Here is a 19,302-nt window from a genome sequence, read left to right as displayed (position 1 = left end):
AATAATTGGGAATGTAAGTTAGGAGAAAAACTCTGCTACACTAGCGGTAAAACTATTGAATACAAGAGAAAGTTAAATTTTCTAACATTGTATTCCCTAATACAATGAACTCTCATCAATCTTCTGAGCCATTACCATCGGATTCTATTGCTGTTGAACCATCGACACAGAAGCAGCAAGATAAAAGTGATGAATTATTTCCTATAGTCGGAATTGCCGCATCTGCGGGAGGATTGGAAGCATTTACGCAGCTACTGAATCATTTACCCATTGACACTGGAATGGCATTTGTACTGATTCAGCACTTAGATCCAAATCAGGAGAGCCTGCTAAGTGAGATTCTGGCGAGGGAGACCCAGATGCCCGTCCGTGAAGCGCAGAATGGGATGTTTGTAGAACCGAACCAGGTATATGTTATTGCGCCGAACACGAAGATGACGCTGGCTCAAGGGGTGCTGCAACTCAAAGCCCGTGAGAAAATTCATGGGAAATATATGCCTGCTGATGCTTTTTTTACTTCGTTGGCAGCAGAAAGAGGAAGCAAAGCCATCAGTGTTGTCCTATCTGGAAGTGATGGAGACGGCGCACAAGGATCAGAAGCAATTAAGGCGGCTGGCGGCATCACCTTTGCTCAGTGTGAATCATCGGCACAATTCAGTGATATGCCGAATACTGCTATTGCTACTGGTGATGTGGACTTTATTCTCCCACCACAAAAAATTGCTGAGGAACTAGCTCTTATTGCTCGTCATCCTAACGTTACCCGTCCGATTTCTTCACAAACAGTTGAGCCACTCTCTAAAAGTGAGACTGCTTTGCCGGCAATCTTTGCAATGCTGTTAACTACCAATGGTGTTGACTTTACGCATTATAAGCAAACGACTTTAAACCGACGAATTGCGCGGCGGATGGTGCTGTATAACTTGGAAAGTCTAGAAGATTACGTGCAATATCTGCAAAATCATCCAGATGAAGTGCAAGCACTTTACCACGAAGTCTTAATCAGTGTCACCAGTTTTTTCCGTGACCCGGAAGCTTATCAAGCTTTGAAAGAGCGAGTATTTCCGGCGATCGCTAAGGGGAAATCAGTTGATGAGCCAATTCGGATCTGGGTATCAGGCTGTGCAACGGGGGAGGAGGTTTATTCAATTGCTATTTCTTTAATGGAATTTTTGGAGAATGTGCTTCCCAAACGGGCTATTCAAATTTTTGCGACAGACATTAATGAGACAGCAATTGAAAAAGCCCGCTTAGGTATCTACAAACCAAACCAAATAGTTGATGTCTCACCAGAACGGCTAAGACGCTTCTTTAATCAAGTAGAGAGCGGCTATCAAATCAGCAAGCCGATTCGGGAACTTTGTATTTTTGCTAAACAAAACTTCATCAGTGAACCGCCATTTTCCAATCTGGATCTCATTAGTTGTCGTAATGTCCTGATTTACTTTGAATCTGTTTTGCAAAAGCAGGTAATGCCCATTTTTCATTACAGTCTCAAGCCCACTGGGTTTTTGATGTTAGGTATCGCCGAAAGTGCAGGAGAATTTTCCAACTTATTTACTTTAGCAGACAGAAAAAACAATATTTATACCAAAAAATTAATACCCACTCCACTTAACTTTAACTTTGCCAGCAGCAACTACCCTGTAGCGAAAATAGCTGCTGATAAGTCTATGAGTCATAAAATTTGGGATATTACTGACTTAAATAAACAGGCTGACCAGATTCTTTTGAATCGTTATGCCCCAGTTGGCGTGATGATTAACGACAATATGGACATTCTGCAATTTCGAGGGGAAACCAGTCCCTATCTGAGACCCGCCCCTGGAGATCCCAGTTTTAATTTGTTCAAAATGGCACGAAAAGGACTGCTGGAAGAGTTGCGTACTGCGATTCATCAGGCAAAAAGGCAGAATGTTCCTGTGAGAAAGGAACAGCTACAGATGGAAGGGAGCGAGTCGTCTAGGAAAGTCAGCATTGAGGTGATTCCGTTTCAACCTGATTCCGTGGAAACTCACTGCTTTCTTGTTTTATTTGAAGATGTACCTGCTCCAACAAATGCACAAGTGACCATCACACCTGGAAATGTAGAACAACTAGGTAGCGAGGAAATACTCCGACTCCAACAAGAACTAGCAGCCACCAAGCAAGAACTTGCTGTAACTCAAGAATATTTGCAATTGATTAGTCAGGAGCATGAGTCCACCACTCAACACCTGAAGGTGGCGAATGAAGAAATCCTCTCCAGCAATGAGGAATTACAAAGCACTAATGAAGAGTTGCAAACAGCCAAAGAAGAGGTACAAGCAACCAACGAAGAATTACATACAACTAATCAAGAATTGCAAAGTCGCAATCTCGAATTACACAAGGTCAATAATGACCTGTTGAATATACTCAGTAGTGTGAATATTCCTATTCTCATACTGAGCAACGATTTACGGATTCGGCGTTTCACGCCAACAGCACAGCGTTTACTAAATCTGATTCCTACAGATGTGGGACGACTACTGAGTGATATCCGCTCCACTATTGACGTTCCTAATTTAGAGTCATTGTTCATTGAGGTGATTGACACTTTAACTGTTAAAGAACTGGAGGCGCAAGACCAAGAAGGACGTTGGTATAATCTGCGAATTCGACCTTACAGAACTACAGAAAATCATATTGATGGCGTGGTGATGGTGTTGATGGACATAGATGCCCTCAAACGCAGTAAAAAGCAGTTGCAAGCTGCTCTTGATTATGCCGAAGCTGTTGTGGAAACTGTGCCAGAGCCTTTAGTCGTTCTCAATGCTGACTTACGAGTTATCAAAAGCAATCGGGCTTTTTATCAAATTTTTCAGGTAACACCCGCCCAAACAGAACAGCAAATAATTTTTGAGCTAGGAAACGGTCAGTGGAATATTCCCCAACTACGATCTATTCTGTCAGAAATCCTCACTCATAACACTCAGGTTGAAAGTTTTGAGCTTTGCTTTAACTTGGAAAAAATTGGGCAAAAGACTATATTGCTCAATGGTTATAGAATTTTACAACCAGGAAATCAGCAAATGATTCTGCTGGCACTTCATGACATTACACAGCAGAAGTTGTTTGAGGAAGAACGCACCCAGCTATTGGTTAAAGAGCAGTCAGCCCGCTTGGAAGCGGAGAAATCTAACCGAATTAAGGATGAGTTTTTATCTACTTTATCCCACGAACTCCGCAACCCCCTCCAAAGTATTTTGGGATGGTCTGATTTACTCCAGGAACAAAACTTTGATCCCGCTCAAATGAATCGTGCAATTGACATGATTGGGCGTAGTGCTAAAGCGCAAATCCAAATGATTGAGGATCTTCTAGATATCTCGCGCATTACTACTGGTCAACTCCGTCTGAATATTTGTCCAATTGATCTAGGCTCTGTGATTGAGGCAGCCCTTGAGATAGTCAGATTATCGGCAGAAGCGAAAAATATTCAAATTGAATGCCACCTGCAACCCGTGATTGGAAAGGTACTTGGAGATGGGTTGCGCTTGCAGCAGGTAATCTGGAATTTGTTTTCTAATGCCATCAAATTTACTCCTTCTGGGGGAAGTATAGTTGTCACACTGGAGCAAGTTGATTCCCAAGCCCAGATTCGAGTTAGTGACACAGGTATTGGTATAACTAATGACTTTCTCCCTTATATCTTTGAGCGGTTTCGTCAGGCTGACAGTAGCAAAACTCGTGCTAATCAAGGACTGGGCATAGGGCTGTCCCTTGTGCGTTATCTAGTCGAACTTCATGGCGGCAAGGTTAAGGCAGAAAGTCCAGGTGCAAACTTAGGGACAACTATCATCGTTGAGCTACCACTGAACACCAATCTTGAGAGGGATTTTAGCGCTTGTGATCCAGAGGTGATATATATTTCTGGCGACGCGGAAATAGCCGTTGATAACATTCCTTCCCTGGAAGGTTTGCACATACTTGTTGTAGATGATGATGCCGCTATATGTGAGTTAACGAAGATGATGCTACAAAATCACGGGGCTGAAGTAACTGCTGCCGCATCCGCTGATGAAGCATTCTCAATACTTACAAGCCAACCAGGGTTGTATGATGTGCTATTGTCTGACGTTGGGATGTCGAACCAAGATGGCTATACCTTGATCCGGCGAGTGCGCTCTCTGAGTGCTGAGGCTGGGGGACAAATTCCCGCAGCAGCAATGACAGGGTATATCAGTACTACTGATATCCAAGAATCTAGGGAAGCAGGTTTTCAAATGCACATTCCTAAACCCGTTGAGCTAACCCAATTGGTATTTGTGGTTGCCAACTTAGCTAGACGAGGGACAGCTACCTGACGCTATAGTAGGGCGAGTCACTGGCCCCTGGGGTGAAGTTTCCGGTGTACAGCTTCGTTGCCTGGGAAACGATGGCGAGAATATGTATGTATGTAAATATTTTCTACAAGAACGGGGCGCGATGTCCCAAGCAATCGCTGTCATTTGAACTAGAATTGCCTAGATTTTTGTAGTTTGTAACTATGTACTGAAAATTAATCATTTTTCTCCCCTACTCCCTGCTCCCTGCCCCTCTACCCCCTTCTCTAACCCTGGATAGATGCAGTCACAGCTATAGCAGATGCTATATTCCATAATCTAAGAGAAAATTAAAATATTAACCTTATGCTTGCAATCCAACAGCCGAGGGCTGCCCAGTTGGTTCGTGAAACTCGGCAGTCCCTTAACCTTTCCCAGGTAAAGCTGGCAGTTATGCTAGGAGTTTCGTTTCACAGTATCAATCGGTGGGAAAATGGACGGACGCAACCTTCACCACTTGCTATGAGACAGATTCAAGAGTTACTACACCAGATGGGAGAACCCGGTAAGGCGCTTTTGGCCAAATACTTTCAAGCATAGGAGCTGAAACTGTGACTGCTGAAGTCCGGGCAACTATTCCCAAAGATATAGAACAAGTCTTAGCTAATATCAGCGACGCTTTTGTCACATTGGATGGTCAATGGCGCTATACCTTTGTTAATGACAAGCTAGCTGAACTAGCCGGGATGAATAAAGAAGACTTCTTAGGTAGAAGTATTTGGGAGTTGTTTCCTGAAACAGTTAACAGCATAGTTTACACAGAGATGCACCGAGCTGTTGCAGAGCAAGTAACAGTGCATTTTGAATACTTGTATCCAAAATGGCATCGTTGGTTAGAAAGCTACGTCTATCCTTCGCTAAATGGTGTATCAATATTAATTAGAGATATTACACAGCGTCAACGCACTCAAAAACTTTTAACTGCACAGTCTGCCGTTACTCGGCTTTTTGCTGAAGCTACTACTTTTAACAATATTTTTCCTAATATTTTACAATCCTTATGTGAAAGTTTAGGATGGCAAGCTGGGGTTATTTGGAGTGTAGACCATCAAGCTAATGTTCTGCGCTGCATAAGTACTTGGTATTCATCCTCTTTGAGAATAGAGAATTTCCCAGCATTCAATGGGCGTACAACCTTAGCTTTAGATGAGATGCTTCCTCGTCGGGTTTGGACAAGTGATCAACCTGTTTGGATAAAAGAACTCACAGAAGGGGAATCTCCAGCTGTTATAGGATTTCCAATTCAGCTAGGCAATAAAATCTTAGGTGTCATCGAATTTTGGGGTGACCAAATTCCAGAGTCTGACTGTGATTTGCCGCAAACGATCGCAGCGATCACTACTCAAATTGCTCAATTCATGGAGCAGCAGCGAACAGAGTTGTTACTGGGAGAAAGAGAAGAAAAATACCGCCGGATTTTTGAAACCGCAGGTGTATCAATTTGGGAAGAAGATTTTACGGCTGTCAAAGATTTAATTGATGAGTTGAAAGCGCAAGGGGTTACAGATTTACGAAATTATCTGAGCGATCGCCCCGACTTAGTGCAGAAAGCAATTAAGCTGGTGAAAATTCGAGATGTCAACCAGCAAACTCTCAAAATGTTTGGCGCTCAAACTAAGGATGAAATTTACGCCTCCCTTGCTAATATTTTTGTTCCAGAAACCTCAAAAGTGTTTCTTGAAGAAATGGTCGCCCTAGCTGAGGGGCGTCACTACTTTGAGTCAGAAACTATTGTGAAAACGCTCCAAGGTGAGCAACGACAAGTAATATTTACAATTACTTTCCCTCAACAGGAAACTGGATATGAGCAAGTACTAGTCAGCATTTTAGATATTAGTGATTACAAGCAAGCCGAAGAAAACTTACGCCTTAATGAGGCACGCTACCGCTCCCTGGCAGAGGCTAGCGCATCCATAGTCTGGACAGCAGCACCTTGGGGAAACGTTATTGAAGACATCCCTACTTGGCAAGCGTTTACCGGACAAATACCGGAAGAATATAGAGGATGGGGTTGGGTTGACGCAATACACCCAGACGACCGAACATCTGTGGCGGCAATTTGGAGACACGCATTTTCTACCCATAGTGTTGCAGTTGCGGAATATCGTGTCCGGCGGTATGACGGCGAATACCGCTACTTGACTATCCGCGGCGTGCCAATAATTGACGACAAAATCGGCGATATCCGCGAATGGGTGGGTATGTGCGTAGACATTACTGAACGTAAGCAAGTTGAGGCAGAACGTGAGCAGCTACTTGAGCGCGAACGGCTGGCTCGAATTGAGGCGGAGACAGCCAGAGAGCAAACTACTCAGATTTTAGAGAGTATCACTGACGGCTTTCTTGCCTTTGATCGCGAGTGGCGCTTCACTTACCTCAATCACGAAGGCAGTAGAACTCTAGGACGTTCCCCAGAGGAACTGCTAGGAAAGAATCTCTGGCAAGAGTTTCCTGAACTAGCTGTTACAAGCTTTGGTCAGCTTTATCAAAGGGCAGTTCTTGAGGGAGTGCCGCTTGAGCTGGAAGATTATTATCCACCCTTTGATGCATGGTTTGCTGTACGTGCCTATCCTTCACCCACAGGGTTAGCGCTTTATTTCCGCAATATTAATGTACGTAAGCAGTCAGAGGCAGCACTAAAAGAGAGTGAAGCAGGTTTTCGGCTGCTGGCTGAAAACTCGACTGATATTATTTCACGTCACACAGTCGATGGCATACTTTCGTACATCTCACCAGCCTGCAACACACTACTAGGGTATCAACCAGAAGAACTAATAGGTCATCACAGTAGTGAGTTAGTTCACCCAGACGATTTAGCACAGATGGCTCAGAACCAACCAGTTAATACTGATTTACCAGATATTTATACTGTTACCCATCGGGCTTGTCACAAGCAAGGACACTATATCTGGCTAGAAGCAACTGTTCGAGCCATTCGCAATCCTCAAACTGGGGAAATTGTGGAGATTCAAGCATCTTCACGGGATATTACTGAGCGCAAGCGAGTAGAGGAGAGACAGCACTTTCTCGCCCAAGCTAGTGAGATTTTAGCTTCATCATTGGACTATGAGACAACCTTAACTGGATTGGCGCATTTAGTAGTGCCTGAAATGGCTGACTGGTGCGTAGTTGATATTATTTGTGAAAATCAATCAGTTCGCCGGGTTGCAGCAGCCCATGCTGAGCCAGCAAAACAAGAATTGGTAGAAGAGTTACAAAATTATCCGCCTGATTTAGCGCGACTTGAAGGAATTGCTCAGATATTACGAACAGGCAACTCACAAATTACTCATTTTATCCCTAATGAGCAGATAGAAGCAGCAACCTCTAATGCCAGTCATCTCAAAGTATTGCAACAGCTAAATCCTAAGTCTGGCATGGGTATTCCGCTGATAGTCCGTGGACGGGTGCTAGGAGCAATGACTTTAGTATCTTCTTCTGATCGCTACTACAATACAGAAAGCCTGATGTTAGGCGAAGAACTGGCTCGCCGCGCTGCTGTAGCTGTTGATAATGCACGGCTTTACATAGAAGCACAGCGATCGCAACAAGTTGCTGAAAAGTCTGCGGCTCGCACTGCACGTCTGCAAGCTATTACCGCTGCCCTTTCGGAATCTCTGACTCCGACGCAGGTTGCTGAGGTAATGGTTGAGCAAAGTATGGCAGCTTTGAATGCTAGTTCTGCTTTATTAGCAGTTGTGACTAACAATGGGACTGAGCTGGAAATTGTCCGTGCTGTCGGTTATCAAGAGGAAACGGTAGATTTATGGCGGCGATTCTCTATTGATACATCCGCACCCCTAGCAGAGGCAGTACGTACCGGAGAGCCTATCTGGCAAGAGCCGACGACAACAAGGGTTGCTCATTACTCACATCTGGCTAAGGAGTACGCTCAGTATAACTACGGCGCTTGGATTTCGATTCCCTTGATGATCGAGGGACGAGCCGTAGGCGGAATGTCTCTAGCATTCGCCGAAATTCAGGAGTTTAACCAGGATGACCGAGCCTTTATTCTGGCCATGGCACAGCAATGCGCTCAAGCAATGGAACGCTCTCGTCTATATGAGGCAGAGCAAACTGCACGGGAAGCAGCAGAAACCGCCAACCGCATTAAAGATGAGTTTCTCGCAGTCCTCTCCCATGAATTGCGATCGCCACTCAGCCCAATTCTCGGATGGTCAAAGCTACTTCAAACCAAAAAACTTGATGAAAAGACAATTCCTTACGCGCTGAAGACCATCGAGCGAAATGCTCAGTTACAAGCGCAACTAATTGAAGATTTATTAGATATCTCCCGAATTCTTCAAGGCAAACTCAGCCTGAATATCTGTCCAGTTGATTTGACAGGTGTGATTTCGGCAGCAATGGAAACGGTACGTTTATCAGCAGAGGCTAAATCAATTGCCCTGCACACAATGCTAGAACCAAATCTGGGGCAAGTTTTGGGTGATTCTGGTCGATTGCAACAAATCGTCTGGAACCTACTCTCAAACGCGGTTAAGTTTACACCCGAAGGGGGACAGGTGGAGATTCGGTTGGAGAGGGGATTGGGAGCTGGGGACTGGGGATTGGGGACTGGGGATTGGGACAAGGGGGACAAGGAAGAGAAAATAACTCTTAACTCAGCACCGGCTAAACGCCCCGTTACCGCTAACAGCAGTCTCAATGCCCTACGCGCTATGCCCTATGCCCAAATCATAGTTAGCGACACAGGTAAAGGTATTGACCCCAACTTTCTGCCTTATGTATTTGATTACTTTCGCCAAGAGAATAGTACCTCTACCAGAAAGTTTGGTGGACTGGGGTTAGGGTTGGCGATCGCCCGTCACTTAGTTGAACTGCACGGCGGGACAATCCAGGTAGAAAGCTTGGGCGAAGGTCAGGGGGCAACTTTTACTGTGAGATTACCGCTGATTCAAGATAACTCAGAAATTCAACAAGATAGTAGTGAATCTTCAACACCATCAAATTTAAATTCTGTCAAGGTTTTAGTGGTGGATGATGATGCAGATACACGAGAATTCGTCGTTTTTCTGCTAGAGCAGTATGGAGCAAATGTGACAGCAGTGGCTTCAGCAAATGAGGCACTAGTTGCTTTGAGCAATTCCTTACCAGATATACTGTTAAGTGACGTGGGGATGCCGGACGTGGATGGATGTATGCTAATCCGACAGGTGAGAAACCTACCGCCAGAACAGGGAGGGCAAATTCCAGCGATCGCTCTTACTGCCTATGCTGGCGAAATGAACCAGAAGCAGGTACTACAAGCAGGATTTCACAAGCATCTTGCTAAACCAGTAGAGCCAGCCGAATTAGTAGAAGCGATCGCTAATTTAATTCAAGCTGAAAATAGATAAATTCTCATCTTGCGTCATAAAAAAGGACGAGTAACGGACTCACCCCAAAAACTTATTTTTCGCTTATCAGTGTTGGTGGAGTAATAGCTGCATATTCTTTAGGTGTCAGTAATGCTTCCTGAACATCAATCTTTTTGGGTAGAATTTGTTCCTCATAAAATAAATCAGCAATTCGCTGTTGGTCTTTCATCAATTCTGGTGTAATTCCTTTTAATCGATTATTAGAGCGACTAGAAATTATCTCTTGAATCGGCAGATCAATCTTGAGTATCGGTGCAATTAACTTAGCAACCTCTTTACGATTTGATTCTGCCCATTGACCATTTTTATCAATCTCTTCCAAGATGATCCGAACTAATTCAGGATTATCCTTAGAAAATTCTCGTGTTCCTATATAGTATCCACCTGGAGTACCGATATTTTTGGCATCTCGCAGCACACGCGCACCGTGTAGTTTTTCCACCAAAGCTAAGTGAGGATCACCAGTAACCCAAACTGGAATAGTTCCTTGAATAAAAGCACCACGGGCTTCAACATTGGGCATACTCAAGACTTGAATATCACTGTATTTCAAACCTACTTCTTTCAAAGCTTGAATGATAAAATAGTGAGAAGCAGAACCTTTTTGAAAAACTACTTTTTGACCTTTGATATCAGCTAGAGTTTTAATAGGAGAACCTTTAGGAACAACAATAGCGCTGCCTGCACCAGAAGTAGGAGTCAATCTTCTACCAGCAAGATAAACAATTCTAGCACCAGCAGCTTGGGCAAAAATGGGAGGAGTCTCACCTACTGAACCAATATCAATTTTACCGACGTTCATTGCTTCCATAAGTTGCGGCCCTTGAGCAAATTGCGCCCACTGTACTTTTATACCCAAGGGTTCCAAACGTTTTTCTAAAACTCCCCTGACCCTAACCAAATCACCAGAGCTTTGATACCCCATTCTGACTAGTTTTGTTTTAAAAGTAATGGTTTTTGTAGCTACTGTATCTGCTTTAGGATTGGTTGAAGTGCAACTTATTAAAGTAGTAGATAAAACTATAAAACTTGGCATTATGCATAATGCCACTTTATTAATGACTGTCAGCTTTTTTTTAAGGGAACTTGTAAACATTTGCTTTTACTTGAGGCAATTTAAGTTTAAAGACTGGAGTAGAGGCGTATGCATACGTGTCAACTTAAGCCCTGGCGAATAGAATTCGCGGCTATACAAACCAAGTCCGCCTGCGCGGACTAATGGAAAATTAATGGTTTGAAACCCACGAAGGTGGGTTTTGTTTGTGTAGACGCGGTTTCTAACCGCCCATTTCGCGTTAAGTTGACACCAATGAGGCGTATGACGCCCCTACAGCCGATTCATGGGTTGCAAAGATTTTTGAAAATGGTATTAGAGAGATATGTGATTATTAAGGGCAAGCGGCTAGCAACACTCTTTAAAGCCTAAAAAGGACGGCTACCTGCAAGGCTAACGCGCCGCATTACCCGCCGTTCATTCGGATCAAATGCTTGACGATAATGCAGAGTAGCTTGATTATCCCAATAGACAATATCGCCCACAGACCATTTGTGTTGGTAGTAAAACTGGGGCTGATTCAGATGTTGACGCAACTGCTCAATCAGTTCTGCTCCTTCTTCCGGCTCTAGACCGACAATTTCAACTTCAGTTGCATAGTCTAAATAGAGAATCTTCTTGCCGCTTTCAGGATGCGTTCGCACTAGAGGATGAGGGAAAACAGGGCTGATTAAGGGAATATTGCGGTCAAGACGGTATTTAGAGCGAGGGGCATTCCGGTCACGTAAAAACGGATTATAAGTTATCAGCTGCAAGTCTGCAATTCGTTCTTTGGTTGCATCGTCTAAGGTTTCATAAGCCAAATTGAGATTCAACCAATAGGTGTCTCCACCTTGAGCAGGTACTTCCAATGCATAGAGCAACGAGCCGCTAGAAGGCTTAGGAGTCCAATGATGATCAGAATGAAACGCTAACTCGCCAGTGCCAGTATAACCACCATCAACGTTGGAAATCGGAATCACTACTGGTGTCACTCCCGGTTCCGAAGCCAAAACTGGAACATCTTCTGGTGGTACAAAGAGGTCACCGAAGTAAAATGCAAAGTTCAACAACTGTTCATCGGTGAGTTGTTGGTCTTTAAAAATTAAGATGTGGCGATCGCGCAGTGCTTGCTTAAGTTTTAAAATCACTTCAGGTGCAACAGCTCGGCTAGCATCCAATCCTGTAACTACAGATCCTAACGGCCCATCCGTGGGAGTGATTTTAAACTCTGTCAAAGTCAAAGTAGGCATAATAACTAATTACTCAAAATTTTCAAAATTGCTGGCTTAAAACAGGGAACAGATTGCAGACTACTTATTAGCTAACACCTCTGAGGGAGTAATTTTTGCATACTCTTCAGGTGTCAAAAATCCGTCTCTAACATTCACCTTCTTGGGAATAAGTCCTAAGCTGTACCACTTGTCAGCAACTTCTTGTTGCTTATTGATAACTTTCTCGGTAATCGGTAACAGTCCATAGTCATATTTACTGTGCATTGTTTCTAGAGTTGGTGGATCTAGCTGAGTTACAGGAGCCAGGAGTTGTGCTACTTCTTTGGGATGATCTTTAGTCCAGATTTCTGCCTTTTCCAGCTCCTCTAAAAACACTTTGATCACATCAGGGTGCGCCTGATAAAACTGACGTGAGGTGGAATAAAAATTGCCAGTATCTCGCAACTTACCCCCATCTACTAGGACACGGCCTACTTTCTTTTGTTCATTTCTGGTTGCGAATGGCTCCCAAATAAACCAAGCATCCACTTTGTTCTGACTGAATGCCGCATTTGCGTCTGCCGGTGCTAAAAAAACTGATTGGACATCGCTCAGTTTCAATCCTGCTCCTTCTAAAGCTTTAACTAACAGGTAGTGACCAATAGAGGCTTTCTGGAAAGCTACTTTTTTACCTTTCAAATCAGCAACAGTTTTAATCGGAGAGTTGACAGGAACTAAAAGTGAAATTGATTTTCCACTAGGTTGTGTAGTAGATAAATAAACCAGAGGCGCTCCTGCTGCTTGTGAAAATACAGGAGGGGACTCTGCTGTAGATGCAATATCAAGTCCATTTGCATTTAGAGCTTCTAGCTGTTGGGGGCCAGCAGCAAACTCAGCCCACTGTACTTTAAAACCGAGAGGCTCTAATCGTTTTTCTAAAGAACCTTGCTTTTCTAAAACTGCTAGAGCAGATAGTTGCTTTGACCGTACAATTCTTACTACTTGGTTATTACTTTGCTTCTCTGTAGTGCTAGATGAAGATTCTGTACCTGTTGAAGTTGCTGACTGTTGACTATTATTTTTTGTTTGACCACAACTTGATAGAGCAGTCGATAAGATTAAGCAGTAGCCTAGAGCAAACAGTAAAGAACGGCGTGTTATTCTCTGGCTTTTTCTGAATTCAAACTTTGGTTTTAAAGCTGGCATGAGTTGTTGTATTTATGCTTTTTTAAAAGTGTTAATTTAGGAATTAGGGTGAGTAGTACCCACCCTATGGTGAATCGAGGCAATAAGATTACATCGCTTAGAAGGAAACAAAAAGGAAGTGGAGTGGTTATTTTTCCACTCCAAGCCGTGCTAGTGGAAGATTCAATTTTCTTAGTGCTTCCAAGCAACTAATATTGAAGCTTTGAGTTCTTCTGTAAAATGTCCAGATGGCTCAACAGCCAGTAATGCTTCTTTAAGATCCTTTTCAAATACTGGAGCATTATCGCCATAGAAAATCTTGAGAGAGAAGGCTGTAGTGTATAAATAGCCAAGATAGCTATCAACTGTCCAAGATTTTTCAAAGGCTACTTCATACACTTCTTGACGAGCAAAAGCTGAATTGGCAATTACAACTTCATGGGGAGGATCGACAGGCTTACGAGTACCTTCGCCACGTTGTCCAGTCCGTCGGCGATCGCCTAACCATTTTTTGACTACTCCAAGAGCAGCTTGCTTCCAAGGGAGAGCGCTATCCCAAGGGTTATCACCAGTGTTGAGCAGTGCTAAACCACCATCATCAGTAAGCAATTCATAAAGGCGTTCAAGCACTAGTTCGCGTTCCATCCAGTGGAAGGCTCTACCAATTGTAGCTAACCTAAATTTCCCTAAACTAGAGTCGATTAACTCTGCCCCTTGTTCTAACCAAGTAATATTATTTGCTCCAACTGCTGCTGCTTGCCGTTGAGCTTCTTTGAGCATATCTGGATCTGGATCAATAGCAACAACTTCCTCAAATTTAGTTCGTAAAGGAATTGAAATTAATCCTGGGCCAGTACCCAAATCAAGGAGTCGTCCTTGACCATTGAGATTAAATATTTCGCCTAGTTTATCGAATACAGCAGGTGGGTATTTAGTTCTATATTGAGCGTAGCCTTCTGCGGCTCCTTCAAATAAGGTTGGATCATAGGTAGGAAGTGTTTTTAGTTGAGTCATAAGTCGATAATTCGTAATTCGTAATTCGTAATTCGTAGTTCGTAATTCGTAATTAAGAAAGTCAGAATTTAAAAAACAGTTTGAGCCAATTCCTGGGATAAAGCAGCTGCAATTACTAGGTAATTTTGGATATCTTGAACTTCCGGTAGTTGTACCATCATCAAATTTCTTCTGACTTTAGGTAAGTAAGATAGACATAATTAAATGTCTACCTTACAAGCTAGTGAGTAGACAGCTTAAGTATTGGGGATTGGGGATTGGGTATTAATTGTTTTTCCCACTGCTCCCTCATCTCTATGAATATTGGGTGATAGTAGGTAACTCATTATTCAGCACCCAATCACCGATCGCTCGCAGTTTGTAGTCTATTGGATCATGGAGGGTAAAGGTTCGCAAATCCCGCCAGTAACGGTCAAACCCATATTTGGTTGCTGTAGCACGGGTTCCGGTAACTTCAAAGATGCGATTGGTAATATCTATACCTACTCGTGTAGCTAATACTTTGGCGGCAGAAACTGCGATCGCTACTTCTCCTCTCTCTTCAGGTGAGAGTGCTATATCTTTGTCCCATGCTGCTTGCACTTTCTGGGCTGCTTGGTCAGCTAAAGCAACTGCTGCTTGAATCTCCACCCAAAAATCACCGTAATGATGCAGAATATATGGGTCTTGAGTCGCACTTTCTACCCCTGATGTAATCCACGGTCGAGTAGTAGTTTTGGTATACTCACGTGCTGCGGCGAAAGCCCCTTTAGTAATTCCCAGGTATACATTGACTTTGGTTAACTGTGCAATAATACCGAGAAAGGTTGAAAAGGCATTATTAGGAGGGTCGGTAGGCCCTAAAATCTCATCTTTCTCAACTAAGACATTGTTAAATCTATAACTGCCGCTATCAGTACGACGTTGCCCAATATTATCCCAATCTTGATTAGAGATTAGCCCTTCCCTGTCTTTAGGAATAACAAATATAAATGGTAACTCTACGCCATCTTGCACAGCGGAAAATACCCGCAAATCTGCAACAGAAATACCTGTACCAAAACTTTTTATACCATTAACTCGAAAATTCTCGCCTTCTGGAGTAATTTTCAGCCGTGTGTCTCGTGTATTGATAGCGTTTGCCCAAAATAAGTTATTTTTAGCAGTTTCTCTATAATATTTTTCTTTTTGGGCTGCCGTACCAGAAACATGACCTAAAGCTGTCAAATTCAAATGATTTCCATACAATTGGCCAATTGATCCATCAGCTTTTGATAACTTTCTGACGATTTTTAAAGCATCTATCCAAGTTGCCCCAATCCCACCATATTGCTTAGGTACAATCAATGGCAGCAAGCCACTTTCACGCAGTTTCTTAATTTCCTCTTCTGGAACTCCAGCTTCAGCATCCCGTGCAACTGCCGATTGAGCAAGTTCCTTGGATAAAGAAGCTGCTAGGTCTATATAGTCTTTTGGTTTTGTAATATCTAGCACCATAATCAAATCATCCTTGGTATTTTCTAGGCAGTGGGGAGCAATCAAAGGCAGAATTTATCAGAAATGTAGAGTGGGTTTTGCCCACCCTACAAGTGAACAGAGGAAATGGAACATGGAACGTTGTATTGGTCATGGGGCATGGGGCATGGATAATTAATACCAATTTGAAAAAAGAATGTGACAAATAAACCATTTGTAGAGACGCGATTCATCGCGTCTTCACCCAAGGATGTGTTGCAATCATTCATTGAATTGGTATAAGTTTTTCTCAATACCCAGTCCCTAGCTCCCAGTCGCTAGAAATTCGTCTGCGGCTTTCTCAACGACCGTACCCTTGAAGAAGTCACGATTGAGGCTTGTGTACAACTCCAATGGATGGACTGAGAGGAAATGGTGCAAGTCTTCTTCAGTGATAATGCCGCGTTCTACCATTGAGTAGGCGTTGGCAGTGACAGCAGTGATATCTGGTACATCCCAATGACCGGAATCAGAACCTAAGAATGCTTTGACGCGATCGCCATAAGGATTCGCTTTACGATTAAATGCATGAGCTACACGGGTATCATCTGATTCCGTACCGAAGTAGAAATGATTCAAGAAGCGCTGACGCACATCTTCTGGCCCCTTCACCCCTGCTAGTTCAAACTCATCCAGGTTACCTGGGTTGTCTGTAGATATTAATTCGTTGCTACCGTGGAAGCCTAAACCACTACCTAGTTGTTCTGCACGGCCACGCACGAGTTCGTCACCATAGCGAACAAAGTACTCTAGGAGTTCTTCGCGATTGATATTAGCAGGGTTGTTGTTCTCCAACATATGGTCTTTGTTGCGGGTGTCCCAGTGCCAAATCAAATCAGCATACAAACTCGCACCCCAAGCTGAACCTCCTTCCAAGAAGGCAAATTTTAATGTTGGGAAGCGGTGAGTTACACCACCCAAGAACAACGATTTACATAGTGCTTCTGCTGCGGCGGCAAAATGTCCAATGTGGTTGTATTGATAGTTGGAAATCGAACGGCGATTGATCCAGCCCATTCCACTTGAGTGAGTCGTGGGTACTACTTTGAGTTCTACACACTTGGCCCAAAAAGGATCATAGTCGTATTTGCTATCTAAACCAAATGTGTCAATCCAAATAGCTTCATTTGCGACTTCTTCCCCATACTTCTCAAAAGCGGGAATTGGGCGACGGATATGTCCGGGGATTTGGATTGCTTTAAGTCCCAAAACCTTGACTGCATATTCCAACTCTTCAATTGCTTCTTCCGGGGTGTGCATCGGAATTGTGGCAATTGGTGTTAAGCGATCGCTATAAGCACGGAAAATATCTGCATGATAGGTATTAGCTGCGCGACAGACTGCACGCCGCATTTCCTCATTACCAATGTGTGGGGCGAGAGTTGCCAAGTTGGGGTAGACTACTGCAAAGTCTGTCCCTGCTTCTTGCAGACGTTCATGCAGCAATTTCGGCAAGCTAACAGTAGCTAAATTTAAGGCATCATTGGTAGGACGAGTCCAAAAGGGAGGACGTGTAGTGCGGTAAGTGCGGCGTTCTTCCCAAGTTTGCTGGAACCATTTTGAGCGAGATGTTCCAGGTAAGTGTTCTTGGAAGCGTTGAGCAATAGCCGTTCCAGCAACTTGTTCTAAATAATCCAAGAATGCTGGGGGAAATTCTTGGGTATGCACATCAGTATCAATGATGGGATAACCGAGTTTTTCGCGAATTTGAGCAGATTTAGTTTTTTGTGTTGGGCGTTCTAGTGCGATCGTCATATTATGTTTACCCTAAATTCATTTTCTTTGTATCTCTGTGTCTTGGTGGTTTTAAACCACCAAGAGACAAAGCTAGTTTTTGCTAGCTAGTAGTCTGCCAAGACAACGCTTGCGTTGTAGTCAGTAAGGGAGGCTCTTGAGGAAAGGGAAGCAGGGGAAGATGAAGAGGCTTTTAGAAAATAGCAATATTCTTCCAATTCTCCCCCTGCCCCCATTCTTCCAATTCTTCCCCTGCTTGACCTACACAGCAATTTTGGGTTGGTGAACTACTAGATACTCGTCTGCGGCTTTCTCCACAGCTGTACCTTTGAAGAAGTCACGGTTGAGGCTGGTGTACAACTCTAATGGATGAATCGACAAGAAATACTGCAAGTCTTCTTCAGTAATAATTTCGTTTTCTACCATTGAGTAGGCGTTGGCGGTGACAGCGGTGATATCGGGTACATCCCAGTGACCAGAGTCAGAACCCAAGAATGCTTTAACCCTATCGCCAAAAGGATTCGCCTTACGATTGAAGGCATGAGCTACACGGGTATCATCTGATTCTGTACCGAAGTAGAAGTGATTGAGGAAGCGGTCGCGTACATCTTCGGGTTTCTCAATTCCTGCGAGTTCAAATTCATCCAGTTCGCCTGGGTCTTGAGGAGCGAAATGTTTGCTGTGGAAACCTAGACCATCACCGAGTTTATCCAAGCGACCATGTACTAGTTCGCCACCATAACGAGTGTATAGTTCTACTAGTGCTTCTTTATCGACAATGGCGGGGTTATTATTTGCCAACAAATGCTCTTTGTTGCGAGTTTCCCAATGCCAGAGAATATCTGTATATAAACTTGTACCCCAAGCTGAACCACCTTCTAAGAAGGCAAATCTTAATTGAGGGAAGCGACGAGTAACGCCACCAAAGAACAACGATTTGCACAATGCTTCCGCAGCAAAAGCAAAGTGATTAATGTGATTGTACTGGGCATTAGTCACTGAACGTTGAGTAGTCCAACCTTGGCTAGAAGCGTGAGTTGTGGGTACTACTTTGAGTTCTACGCACTTCGCCCAGAATGGATCGTAATCATACTGGCTATCTAAACCAAAGTTATCCAGCCAAACTACTTCGTTAGCCACTTCTTTCCCATACTTCTCAAAAGCTGGAATCGGACGGCGAACATAACCAGGGATTTGAATTGCTTTGAGTCCTAAAACATTAACCGCATATTCCAACTCTTCAATTCCCTCTTCGGGAGTATGCAACGGAATAGCAGCGATGGGTGTTAGGCGGTCAGAATAGGGACGGAAAATGTCTGCATGGTAAGTGTTAACTGCCCGACAGACTGCACGCCGCATCTCTTCGTTACCGATATTTGGGGCGAGAGTTGCCAAGTTAGGATATAAAACAGCAAAGTCTGTACCTGCTTCTTGCAAGCGCTCATGTAGTAACTTCGGCAAGCTAATCGTAGCTAAATTTAGAGTATCTTTTGTCGGACGACCCCACCAGTTAGGGCGATTTGTGCGATAAGCAAAACGTTCTTCCCAGGTTTGTTTGTACCACTTAAAGCGAGAAGCCCCTGGTAAATGCTCTTTGAAACGTTGTGCGATCGCAGTTCCACCAATTTGCTCTAAATAATCTAAGACTGCTGGCTCAAATTCCTGCGTATGTACATCGGTGTCGATAATGGGATAACCAAGTTTTTCTCTAATCTGAGCAGACTTGGATTTTTGTTGTGGACGGTCTAATGCAATTGTCATGATAATTTACCCTAATTATTCAAAAAGTAAATATTTGGGCATTTGGAGAGAGGTGATTATACTCTTACGAGAAGCCGCTCTTCGAGTGTCTACGCGTCTGTACAAGAGTCATGAGTAATATTTATTTTGCTTGTCCCCTGCTC

The 19,302-nt window shown here is 43.5% G+C and carries 12 protein-coding genes; 4 read left to right on the top strand and 8 right to left on the bottom strand.

The genetic code is table 11. The annotated features are described in order from the left end of the window. Window positions 1-104: 104 nt before the first annotated feature. From WKK05_RS08370 to WKK05_RS08360, 3 genes are all read left to right on the top strand, one after another. The gene (locus WKK05_RS08370) at window positions 105-4,328 is read left to right on the top strand and encodes a chemotaxis protein CheB (protein ID WP_341529287.1); all 4,224 of its coding nucleotides are present in this window, start codon (window positions 105-107) and stop codon (window positions 4,326-4,328) included. 324 nt (window positions 4,329-4,652) lie between these two features. After that, window positions 4,653-4,886 (top strand): helix-turn-helix transcriptional regulator, encoded by a 234-nt coding sequence (locus WKK05_RS08365; RefSeq protein WP_341529286.1) that lies wholly within the window; start codon window positions 4,653-4,655, stop codon window positions 4,884-4,886. Window positions 4,887-4,897: 11 nt separating this feature from the next. Further along, window positions 4,898-9,703, top strand: coding sequence for a PAS domain S-box protein (locus WKK05_RS08360; RefSeq protein ID WP_341529285.1), 4,806 nt, complete (start codon window positions 4,898-4,900; stop codon window positions 9,701-9,703). 52 nt (window positions 9,704-9,755) lie between these two features. Here WKK05_RS08360 and WKK05_RS08355 read toward each other — a convergent pair whose 3' ends face one another. Continuing rightward, window positions 9,756-10,820 carry a sulfonate ABC transporter substrate-binding protein gene (locus WKK05_RS08355; RefSeq protein ID WP_341529284.1) on the bottom strand — a complete coding sequence of 355 codons (1,065 nt, stop codon included), beginning with the start codon at window positions 10,818-10,820 and terminating at the stop codon, window positions 9,756-9,758. 138 nt (window positions 10,821-10,958) lie between these two features. Between WKK05_RS08355 and WKK05_RS08350 the strand changes: the two genes are divergently transcribed. Further along, window positions 10,959-11,150, top strand: a complete 192-nt coding sequence (locus WKK05_RS08350) for a hypothetical protein (RefSeq protein ID WP_341529283.1) — start codon at window positions 10,959-10,961, stop codon at window positions 11,148-11,150. On the opposite strand, the gene WKK05_RS08345 is transcribed toward WKK05_RS08350, so the two are convergent. From WKK05_RS08345 to WKK05_RS08315, 7 genes are all read right to left on the bottom strand, one after another. Continuing rightward, window positions 11,147-12,010 (bottom strand): TauD/TfdA family dioxygenase, encoded by an 864-nt coding sequence (locus tag WKK05_RS08345; protein WP_341529282.1) that lies wholly within the window; start codon window positions 12,008-12,010, stop codon window positions 11,147-11,149. The genes WKK05_RS08350 and WKK05_RS08345 overlap by 4 nt on opposite strands. Before the next feature lie 60 nt (window positions 12,011-12,070). Beyond that, window positions 12,071-13,177 carry an aliphatic sulfonate ABC transporter substrate-binding protein gene (locus WKK05_RS08340; RefSeq protein ID WP_341529281.1) on the bottom strand — a complete coding sequence of 369 codons (1,107 nt, stop codon included), beginning with the start codon at window positions 13,175-13,177 and terminating at the stop codon, window positions 12,071-12,073. Window positions 13,178-13,348: 171 nt separating this feature from the next. Next, window positions 13,349-14,170, bottom strand: coding sequence for a class I SAM-dependent methyltransferase (locus tag WKK05_RS08335; protein WP_341529280.1), 822 nt, complete (start codon window positions 14,168-14,170; stop codon window positions 13,349-13,351). A 294-nt stretch (window positions 14,171-14,464) separates the two neighbouring features. Next, window positions 14,465-15,691, bottom strand: a complete 1,227-nt coding sequence (locus WKK05_RS08330) for an acyl-CoA dehydrogenase family protein (protein WP_341529279.1) — start codon at window positions 15,689-15,691, stop codon at window positions 14,465-14,467. A gap of 41 nt (window positions 15,692-15,732) precedes the next feature. Next, window positions 15,733-15,894, bottom strand: a complete 162-nt coding sequence (locus tag WKK05_RS08325) for a hypothetical protein (RefSeq protein WP_341529278.1) — start codon at window positions 15,892-15,894, stop codon at window positions 15,733-15,735. 34 nt (window positions 15,895-15,928) lie between these two features. Then, entirely contained in the window at window positions 15,929-17,419 is a 1,491-nt protein-coding gene (locus tag WKK05_RS08320) for an amidohydrolase family protein (RefSeq protein WP_341529277.1), read from the bottom strand. Between the two features lie 240 nt (window positions 17,420-17,659). Continuing rightward, window positions 17,660-19,159, bottom strand: a complete 1,500-nt coding sequence (locus WKK05_RS08315) for an amidohydrolase family protein (RefSeq protein WP_341529276.1) — start codon at window positions 19,157-19,159, stop codon at window positions 17,660-17,662. Between the last annotated feature and the right edge of the window lie 143 nt (window positions 19,160-19,302).

This window comes from Nostoc sp. UHCC 0302, from assembly GCF_038096175.1.
In the GTDB taxonomy this organism is placed as follows: domain Bacteria; phylum Cyanobacteriota; class Cyanobacteriia; order Cyanobacteriales; family Nostocaceae; genus UHCC-0302.
This window is presented reverse-complemented; position numbering and strand designations above follow the sequence as displayed.